Genomic DNA, 759 nt, shown 5'->3' on the forward strand with positions numbered 1-759 from the left:
GTGTCCCACGAGGTTGTGTAGTTGGGTCTGAGGTGGTCACCGTGATTTTCGGATAGGTTTGGGTTGCGAAGCTCGAACCTGACGGAAGGAACCACGATGACCGACCCTATGATGTACTTGCGTTCGCTGGTGGAGGAGACCCCGGACGCTGCTATTTTGCGCGACATGATCGCGTTTGCGGCCGAGCGATTGATGGAGATGGAAGTCGGCAACTTGACCGGCGCTGGCTACGGCGAGAAGTCGTCTACCCGGCTTGTCCAGCGCAATGCCCATCGTGAGCGCGACTGGCAGACTCGCGCCGTAATAGCAGAGTTGCGCATCCCCAAGCTACGCAAGGGCAGTTACTTCCCCGGTTTTCTGGAGCCACGCCGGATGGCCGAGCGGGCGCTGACCGCAGTGATCCAGGAAGCCTACATCCAGGGGATATCGACCCGCTCGGTCGACGATCTGGTCAGCCGAAGGCCACGCCCGCAGGGCGTAACGCACTGGGTATGGATGGCATCTCCAAAAGCCAGGTCAGCCGACTGTGCGAAGAACTCGACGAGCGCGTCCACGCCTTCCTGGATCGCCCGATCGAGGGCGACTGGCCGTATCTCTGGATCGATGCGACCTATGTGAAGGTCCGCCAGAACGGGCGGATCGTCTCGGTTGCAGTGATCGTCGCGGTGGGCGTGAACAGCGACGGTCGCCGCGAAGTTCTCGACATGGACATCGGCCCTTCGGAAGCAGAACCCTTCTGGACAGCCTTCCTGCTTAACC

Annotated in this window: 1 pseudogene; it reads left to right on the plus strand. The window is 61.0% G+C overall.

Annotated features, from left to right (window positions below):
• Positions 1–96 precede the first annotated feature (96 nt).
• Positions 97–759, plus strand: a pseudogene (locus tag SX1_RS23445) (IS256 family transposase); the annotation flags it as partial.

The organism is Sphingobium xenophagum NBRC 107872, from assembly GCF_000367345.1.
Taxonomy (GTDB): domain Bacteria; phylum Pseudomonadota; class Alphaproteobacteria; order Sphingomonadales; family Sphingomonadaceae; genus Sphingobium; species Sphingobium xenophagum.